This window comes from Streptomyces sp. NPDC006197, from assembly GCF_040613865.1.
Lineage (GTDB): Bacteria > Actinomycetota > Actinomycetes > Streptomycetales > Streptomycetaceae > Streptomyces.
Genome location: NZ_JBEXSZ010000014.1, coordinates 78,978 through 87,759 on the forward strand (window position 1 = coordinate 78,978; position 8,782 = coordinate 87,759).

The 8,782-nt window shown below is 69.2% G+C and carries 5 protein-coding genes and 2 pseudogenes; 4 read left to right on the top strand and 3 right to left on the bottom strand.

The window, feature by feature from the left end; genetic code table 11:
* The first annotated feature begins 58 nt into the window (after positions 1-58).
* Positions 59-1,090 carry an alanine racemase gene (locus ABZ318_RS07000; RefSeq protein WP_123453604.1) on the top strand — a complete coding sequence of 344 codons (1,032 nt, stop codon included), beginning with the start codon at positions 59-61 and terminating at the stop codon, positions 1,088-1,090.
* Positions 1,091-1,171: 81 nt separating this feature from the next.
* Here ABZ318_RS07000 and ABZ318_RS07005 read toward each other — a convergent pair whose 3' ends face one another.
* Complete coding sequence (locus ABZ318_RS07005) at positions 1,172-2,677, bottom strand: glycosyltransferase 87 family protein (protein WP_356901461.1); 1,506 nt, start codon at positions 2,675-2,677, stop codon at positions 1,172-1,174.
* Between the two features lie 129 nt (positions 2,678-2,806).
* Entirely contained in the window at positions 2,807-5,542 is a 2,736-nt protein-coding gene (locus ABZ318_RS07010) for a transglycosylase domain-containing protein (protein WP_356901462.1), read from the bottom strand.
* A gap of 371 nt (positions 5,543-5,913) precedes the next feature.
* Here ABZ318_RS07010 and ABZ318_RS07015 point away from each other — a divergent pair, with 371 nt between their 5' ends.
* The 3 genes and pseudogenes from ABZ318_RS07015 to ABZ318_RS07025 all read left to right on the top strand — a co-directional run.
* Positions 5,914-6,594: a PadR family transcriptional regulator gene (locus ABZ318_RS07015; protein WP_086823889.1), complete on the top strand. Its 681-nt coding sequence runs from the start codon at positions 5,914-5,916 to the stop codon at positions 6,592-6,594.
* A gap of 48 nt (positions 6,595-6,642) precedes the next feature.
* A complete protein-coding gene (locus tag ABZ318_RS07020) occupies positions 6,643-7,725 on the top strand; it encodes an inositol-3-phosphate synthase (protein WP_015034875.1) in 1,083 nt (360 codons plus the stop codon).
* Between the two features lie 75 nt (positions 7,726-7,800).
* Positions 7,801-8,688 (top strand): annotated as a pseudogene (locus ABZ318_RS07025) (MFS transporter); the annotation flags it as partial.
* On the opposite strand, the pseudogene ABZ318_RS07030 reads toward ABZ318_RS07025, so the two are convergent.
* A pseudogene (locus ABZ318_RS07030) lies at positions 8,655-8,782 on the bottom strand (two-component sensor histidine kinase); the annotation flags it as partial. The pseudogenes ABZ318_RS07025 and ABZ318_RS07030 sit on opposite strands and share 34 nt — an antisense overlap.

Sequence of the window (8,782 nt, forward strand, 5' to 3'; positions counted from 1 at the left end):
CCTAGTCTCGTACACACCTCTGACCCACCGCTGCCATCAGAAAGGTTCCGGGCCGGCCATGGCGCTCTCCCTCTACGTCGACACCGCTCGCTGGCGGGCGCACCAGAAGACCGTCATCGACCAGTTCCCGGGACTCATTCCGGTGTGCAAGGGCAACGGGTACGGCTTCGGGCACGAGCGGCTCGCGGACGAGGCGGCCCGGTTCGGCGCCGACATGCTCGCCGTGGGCACCACGTACGAAGCCGCGAAGATCAAGGACTGGTTCGGTGGCGACCTGCTGGTCCTCACCCCCTTCCGCCGGGGTGAGGAACCGGTTCCGCTGCCCGACCGGGTAATCCGTTCCGTGTCGTCCGTGGACGGCGTCCACGCCCTGGTGGGCGCCCGGGTCGTGATCGAGTGCATGAGCTCGATGAAGCGGCACGGCGTGCGCGAGGAGGAGCTCCCGCAGCTCCACGCCGCCATCGAGGACGTCCGTCTGGAGGGCTTCGCCCTCCACCTGCCCCTGGACCGCCCGGACGGCACCGACGCGGTCGAGGAGGTCATCGCCTGGATGGACCGGCTGCGGGCCGCCCGGCTGCCGCTGCACACCATGTTCGTGAGCCACCTGCGGGCCGAGGAGCAGGCCCGGCTGCAGCAGCAGTTCCCGCAGACCCGGTTCCGTGCCCGGATCGGCACCCGGCTGTGGCTGGGCGACCACGAGGCCACGGAGTACCGGGGCGCCGTCCTCGACGTGACCCGGGTCGCCAAGGGCGACCGGTTCGGCTACCGCCAGCAGAAGGCCGCGTCGGACGGCTGGCTGGTCGTCGTCGCCGGCGGCACCTCCCACGGCGTGGGGCTGGAGGCCCCGAAGGCCATGCACGGCGTCATGCCGCGCGCCAAGGGCGTCGCCCGGGCGGGCCTCGCCACCGTCAACCGGAACCTTTCGCCCTTCGTCTGGGCCGGGAAGCAGCGCTGGTTCGCCGAGCCGCCGCACATGCAGGTGTCGATCCTGTTCGTGCCGGCCGACGCCCAGGAGCCCCGGGTGGGCGACGAGCTCGTGGCGCATCTGCGCCACACCACGACGCAGTTCGACCGTCTCGTCGAGCGCTGAGCCGGCCGGAAGGCACCACCGGCCGAGCCCGCCGAAACGAATCACCCCCGGAAGCCCTGCTCCCGGGGGTGATCGCCGTGCCTATTCGGGGGCGCCCCAGGGGTCGTCGGCGGTGCCCCAGCGCACCCGCTGCCCCTCCTCCACGGCCGGGGCGGCGTGCCGGGCCGGGTGTGCCGCCCTGCCCGCCACGACGACGTCCTCGGCACCGTCCAGGACACCCCCCGAGGGGTCGTCCGCGCCGTCCTGCCGGACCGGGTCCTTCTCGGGCGTCAGGACGTCCCGTACGACCATCGCGCACAGGTACAGCGTGCCGAGCAGGTGCAGGACGATCGCGAACTGGTAGCCGTCCACCGGCAGGCCCTGCTTGTTGCCGCTGCCCGTGAACGCCAGGTACATCCAGATGCCGACGAAGTACATGACCTCGCAGGCCTGCCAGACCAGGAAGTCCCGCCAGCGGGGCCGGGCGAGCACGGCCAGCGGGACCAGCCACAGGACGTACTGCGGCGAGTAGACCTTGTTCGTCAGCACGAAGGCGGCGACGATCAGGAAGGCCAGCTGGACGAAGCGCGGCCTGCGGGGCGCCGTGAACGCCAGGAACACGAGGCCCGCCACCGCCGCCGCCATCAGCAGCAGCGCGTACAGATTGGCCCGGCCCGGCGTGATCACGTCGCCCGTCCGCTGACTGACCAGCAGCCAGATCGAGCCGAAGTCGACGTTCCGGTCCCGGCTGAAGAGGTAGAACTGCTTCCACCCCTCCGGCGCGAGCAGCATCACGGGCAGGTTCACGACCAGCCAGGAACCCAGGAAGCCGAGCACCGCGGTCCCGTACGCCCGCCACTTCCCGGCCCGCCAGCAGAGCAGCAGCAGCGGGCAGAGGAGCAGTATCGGGTAGAACTTGGCGGCGGTGGCCAGGCCCAGCAGGATCCCGAAGGCCAGCGGCCGGCTCCGCGACCACATCAGGACGGCGGCGGCGGTCAGCGCGACGGCCAGCATGTCCCAGTTGATCGTGGCGGTGAGCGCGACCGAGGGCGCGAGGGCGACCAGCAGACCGTCCCAGGGGCGCAGGCGGTGCGTCCGGGCCACACAGACCGCCAGGACGGCCGCGCACACCATCAGCATGCCGGCGTTGACCAGCCAGTACGACTGCTCCTGCCGGCTCGTGTCGCCGCCGCCGGGCGTCAGCCAGGCCGCTACCTCCATGAAGAGACCCGTCAGGACGGGGTACTCCAGGAACGGTATGTCGCCGCCCAGCCGGTCGAAGTACGGGACCAGGCCCTCCGCGAAGCCCCGCCCGACGAAGAGGTGCGGGATGTCCGAGTAGCAGGCGTGGGTGTACTGGGAGGTCGTTCCGCGGAACCAGGCCCAGTTGTAGCAGGGAAGCTTCTGCACCATGCCGAGGGCGTACATGCCGAGGGCCACGAGCGCGATCACCCGCACCGGCGTCAGCTGCCCGGTGCCGGGCGCCGCCCGGCGCCCGTAGGGGCCGCCGATCAGTTCGCTGCCCGCTGCGGCCACCTTGTCCCGGTGGGTGGGGATGACCGTCTGCGAGCGGTCCTGCGGCGCGCTCGACTTCTGGAGGCTCGGCATGGGGGACATCCTGCCGTACGCCTCCGGGAAAACGGCGAGAGCCGCCGCGGCCGGTCCGTACGGAAGGTACGGAGCGGACGCGGCGGCTCTCAGGACGTGCCCGGGTCTTCACCGGGGGGGGCGGAGGGATCAGGGGAAGGTCCCGCCGGGCCTCCCGTTCCCGCCGCCACCGGAGGTGTCCGTCGGCGAGTCCGTCGGCGTCGGTGTCTCGGTGGTGGGCGTCGCGGTGGGTTGCCCGGTGTTGCCGCCCGCGCCTCCCGGGTTGTTGCAGTTCCAGTCCAAGACGTCACAGGTCGTCTTGCCCGGCTTCGGCGTCTTGGTCGGCGTCGGCGGGGGAGTCGTCGTCGGGGTGGCCGGGGGAGTCGTCGTCGGCGTCGACGACTCGGTGGGCGTCTGGGTGGCCGTCGGGGTCGGCTTCGGGCTCGGGGCACCGCCGCCGTAGACGGGCTTGGCGCCCTCCAGCTTCTCCGGCTTCGGGAAGTCCTCGACGGGCATGTCCTCCACGGCGTCCGCCATGTAGGCCTGCCAGATCCGCGAGGGGAACGACGAACCGTGGATGACCGGCTGGTCACCCGTGCCGTACATCTTCTCGAACTTACGGCCCTGCTTCGTCTCGTCGTCGTCGAAGCGGTACATGTCGATCGCGGTCGCCAGCTGCTTCGTGTAGCCCACGAACCAGGCCGACATGTTGTCGTCGGTCGTACCGGTCTTGCCGGCCACCGGGCGGCCCGGGATGCGCGCCTTGGTTCCGGTGCCCCGGTCGTCGTCCACGACGGACCGCAGCACGTCGGTGACGTTGTTGGCGATGGCCGGGCTGAAGGCCCTCGTGGGCTTGGCCTCGTGCTTGTTGATGACGACGCCGCTCCGCTTGACCATCTCGACGGAGTACGGGTCGTTCTGCTCGCCCTCGTTGGCGAAGGTGGCGTACGCACCGGCCATGCGGATGGCGCTCGGGCTGGAGACACCGAGGGAGAAGGAGGGGAATTCGCCCTTGACGAGGGACTCGTCGCGGAGACCGGCCTTCATGGCCGCGTCGCGGACCTTGTCGATGCCCACGTCCATGCCGAGCTGCACGTACGGCGAGTTGGCGGACTTGATCATGGCGTAGCGCAGGGAGATGGGGCCGTAGCTGGCGTCCTCATCGTTGCTCTGCTTCCACTCGTCCCCGTTGTCGTCGCGCCAGATGTCCCCGTTGTACTTGCGGATCGTCAGGTCGTCCTTGCCGTTGTAGAGGCTCTTGTCCGGGTCCACGATCGTGCGCTCGGACTCGTCCTGAATCGGCCCGCCGTCCTTGTCCCGGACGCCGTCCTTCATCGCGGCGGCGAGCACGAAGGGCTTGAAGGTCGATCCGACCTGGGCACCGGTGCTGTCGGCGTTGCTCCGGAAGTGCTTGGTGGCGTCGACACCACCGTAGATGGCGACGATCTTCCCGGTCTCCGTGTCGACCGAAGCGCCGCCGAACTGGACGTGCGTGTCCGTCTTCGGGCGCTTCTTCGGGTCGATGTTCTCCTCGATGACCTTCTTGATCGTGGCTTCCATCTTGTCCACCTTCTCCTTCTCGAAGGTGGTGTAGATCTCGTATCCGCCGCGCTGCAGCTGCTCCTCGGTGATCCCGAACTGGTTCTTCATGTTCTGGTCGGCGGTGCTGACCAGGTAGCCGATCTGACCGCTCAGGTTGGCGCTCTTCCGGGGCGGCTGAACCTTGGGGAAGGTGGTGTACTTCGCGCGCTCCGCGGCCGAGATGTGCCCGTCCTTCTCCATCTCGTCGAGGATCCACTTCCACCGCTTGGTGGCCCGCGCGGTGTTCGCCTCGCGCGTGGCCTGGGGATCGATCTCGGGGTAACCGGCGGGGTCGTAGTACGTCGCGCCCTTCAGCACTGCGGCGAGCAGCGCCGACTCGCTGGGGTTGAGCTTCCCGACGTCCTTGTTGAAGTAGGCGCGGGACGCGGCCTGGATACCGTACGCACCACGCCCGTAGTACGAGGTGTTCAGGTAGCCGGCCATGACCACGTCCTTGTCGACCTCGTTGCCGACCTTCATGGAGATGAAGAGTTCCTTCACCTTCCTCGTGATGGTCTGCGACTGGTCGTCCAGGCGGTTGTTCTTCACGTACTGCTGGGTGATGGTCGAACCACCCTGGGTCTCACCGCCCTTGGCCATGTTCCACACGGCGCGGGCGATACCCATGGGGTCGACACCGGAGTCGTCCCAGAAGGTCTTGTTCTCCGCCGAGATCACCGCGTTCTGCATGGACTTCGGGATGTCCGCGAACTGGACGATCTGGCGGTTGGTGCCACTGCCCGTCGCGACCATGCGGGACTTGTCGGCCCAGTAGTAGATGTTGTTCTGCGATTTCGCGGTGTCGGCCTCGTTGGGGATGTCCACCTGCGAGTACGCGATCGTCGCGGCGCCCATCAGACTCGCCACGAAGAACAGGAACGTGCCCGTCACGAGCTTCCACGACGGCACCCAGCGACGCCAGCCGTACTTGTTGTGGCGCGGGTAGTCGATGATCCGCTTCTTGCCCGGCGGGCGACCGCCGGAGCCGCCGCGCCCCGGACCGCCGCCGCGACCGCCGCCACCGCCACCGCGCCGCCCCCCACCGGGACCACCGGGTCCGGAATCGGCACCCCTGCGGCGGCTGCCGCGCTGGGCGGCCCGTCGGGCCTCCGCGCGCCCGCCGTAGGGCCGCTGCTCCTCTCCGTAGGAGGAGGGAGGTCCGTACGAGGCCGAAGGGGCCTCCGTACCGACGTCATGGGCCGGGGCCGACCTGCGGCCCATCGGCTGCTGGGCAGCGCGCCGTGCCGCCGCGCGACCGCCCGTCGGCGGCTGCTGCGGCGGCATTTTGCGACGATGCTCGCTCATCGAACGACTACTCCTCGGGCAGGCGCGTACGCCTGGAAGCGGCAGTTGAGTTCCGGTCCCCCCGAAATGCGCACGCGGGAACCCCATCGGAGGTCCCCCCGTACCGCAGCCGGTCACCCGCAGCACTGACGCCCCACGGCGTCGCTCGGTTCCCGGTGATCTGCATGCCGCACAGACTACGCACGGCCAAAACCCTCCTAGAGCCGGAGTTCACCCCAAATCGGACAAGGCGATCGCTGTGAATTGAGGATGTGACGCCGGTCACGGCGGTCCCGCTTGTCGAGACAGGGAGCCCGTTCTATCGTGCTGATGTATCGAGCCGATACATCAGCACGGCATAAGGGCCCCGATGGCGGAGGAGGAGGCGACGGATGAGCAGGCGCTCAGGCATCCTCGAGTTCGCCGTCCTCGGCCTGCTGCGCGAGGCCCCCATGCACGGGTACGAGCTGCGGAAGCGCCTCAACACCTCGCTGGGCGTCTTCCGGGCCTTCAGCTACGGAACGCTGTATCCCTGCCTCAAGACGCTGGTCGCCAACGGCTGGTTGATCGAGGAGCCGGGCAGCGCCCCCGAGGAGGCCCTCGCCGCGTCACTCGCAGGGCGCCGGGCCAAGATCGTCTACCGTTTGACGCCGGCAGGTAAGGAGCACTTCGAGGAGCTCCTCTCCCACACCGGCCCGGACGCCTGGGAGGACGAGCACTTCGCGGCGCGCTTCGCCTTCTTCGGACAGACCGAGCGCGAGGTGCGGATGCGCGTGCTCGAGGGCCGCCGCAGCCGGCTGGAAGAGCGCCTGGAGAAGATGCGCGCCTCCCTGGCCCGCACCCGCGAGCGCCTGGACGACTACACGCTTGAGCTGCAGCGCCACGGCATGGAGTCCGTGGAGCGCGAAGTGCGCTGGCTGAACGAGCTCATCGAGAGCGAGCGGGCAGGGCGGGATCAGCGATCCGGCCCCGACGCCCCCGCTCGGCACGACAACGATTCTGGAGAAACGGGCGGCCTGCCCCGGCACGGGGGCAGTACCCGGCCGGATCCGTCCGACGACACCGCCAAGTGAAACCCTGCACACAGCAGGGCTTCCACGATCACACAGGGAGCAACCGGAATGGGTTCGGTTCGCGTAGCCATCGTCGGCGTGGGCAACTGCGCCGCCTCGCTGGTACAGGGCGTCGAGTACTACAAGGACGCCGACCCGGCGGCCAAGGTGCCCGGCCTGATGCACGTCCAGTTCGGCGACTACCACGTCGGTGACGTCGAGTTCGTCGCCGCCTTCGACGTCGACGCGAAGAAGGTCGGCCTCGACCTCTCCGACGCCATCGGCGCCAGCGAGAACAACACCATCAAGATCTGCGACGTCCCGAACAAGGGCGTCACGGTCCAGCGCGGTCACACGCTCGACGGTCTCGGCAAGTACTACCGCCTGACCATCGAGGAGTCCGCCGAGGAGCCCGTCGACGTCGTCCAGATCCTCAAGGACCGCCAGGTCGACGTCCTCGTCTGCTACCTGCCCGTCGGTTCCGAGGACGCGGCGAAGTTCTACGCCCAGTGCGCCATCGACGCCAAGGTCGCCTTCGTCAACGCCCTCCCGGTCTTCATCGCCGGCACCAAGGAGTGGGCCGACAAGTTCACCGAGGCGGGCGTCCCGATCGTCGGCGACGACATCAAGTCGCAGGTCGGCGCGACCATCACGCACCGCGTGATGGCGAAGCTGTTCGAGGACCGCGGTGTCCGTCTTGAGCGCACGATGCAGCTCAACGTCGGCGGCAACATGGACTTCAAGAACATGCTCGAGCGCGACCGCCTCGAGTCCAAGAAGATCTCGAAGACGCAGGCCGTCACCTCGCAGATCCCGGACCGCGAGCTGGGCGAGAAGAACGTCCACATCGGCCCCTCGGACTACGTGGCCTGGCTGGACGACCGCAAGTGGGCGTACGTCCGCCTCGAGGGCCGCGCGTTCGGCGACGTCCCGCTGAACCTGGAGTACAAGCTCGAGGTGTGGGACTCCCCGAACTCGGCGGGTGTCATCATCGACGCCCTGCGCGCCGCGAAGATCGCCAAGGACCGCGGCATCGGCGGCCCGATCCTCTCCGCCTCCTCGTACTTCATGAAGTCCCCGCCGGTGCAGTACTTCGACGACGAGGCCCTGGCCAACGTCGAGAAGTTCATCAAGGGTGAGGTCGAGCGCTAAAGCGCCGCACGCTTGTCGATCGAGGGTCCCCGAGGCGCTGCCCGGGGGCCCTCGTCATATGTGAGTCTTGCTGCCATGTCCGTCGTACGTGATCTGCGCGTACTCATGCGCCTGCGGAACTTCCGCCGCCTGCTCGCCGTCCGGTTGCTCTCCCAGTGCGCCGACGGCACCTACCAGGTGGCCCTGGCCACGTACGTCGTCTTCTCCCCCGAGAAACAGACCTCGCCCGGTGCGATCGCCTCCGCCATGGCGGTGCTCCTGCTCCCGTACTCGCTCGTCGGGCCCTTCGCCGGAGTGCTCCTCGACCGCTGGCAGCGCCGCCAGGTCTTCCTGTACGGCAACCTCCTGCGCGCCCTGCTGGCCTGCGGGACCGCCCTCCTCGTCCTCGCCTCCGTACCGGACTGGCTCTTCTACGCCTCCGCCCTCTCCGTCACCGCCGTCAACCGGTTCGTCCTGGCAGGGCTCTCGGCCTCCCTCCCCCGTGTCGTCGACGAAGAGCGGCTCGTGATGGCGAACTCGCTCTCGCCCACCGCGGGCACCCTCGCCGCGACCATCGGCGGCGGCCTCGCGTTCGGTGTCCGGCTCCTCGCCGACAACTCCGACGCGGTCGTCGTGGCCTTCGGTGCCGTCCTCTACCTCTGTGCCGCCCTCGCCTCCCTGCGGATGTCCCGGGAACTCCTCGGCCCCGATGCCGACCTCAGACCGCAGTCCCTCGCCTCGGCTCTGAGATCCACGGCCCACGGTCTGGCCGCAGGGCTGCGGCACCTCGCCGAACGACGCCCCGCCGTCCGGGCACTCATCGCGGTGGCCCTCATGCGCTTCTGTTACGGCGCCCTGTTCGTCACCGTGCTCATGCTCTGCCGCTACGCCTGGAGCTCCACGGACTCCGACGGCCTCGCTCTTCTCGGGCTCGCCGTCGCCTCGTCCGGTGCCGGCTTCTTCGCGGCCGCCGTCCTCTCGCCCGGGGAGAGCACCCGTCCCGCCATGGCGTAGCCGAAGGCGAAGGCGATGATGCTCAGGCCGAGCAGGGCGAAGAGCGAGCGGCGCAGGAGGTCGT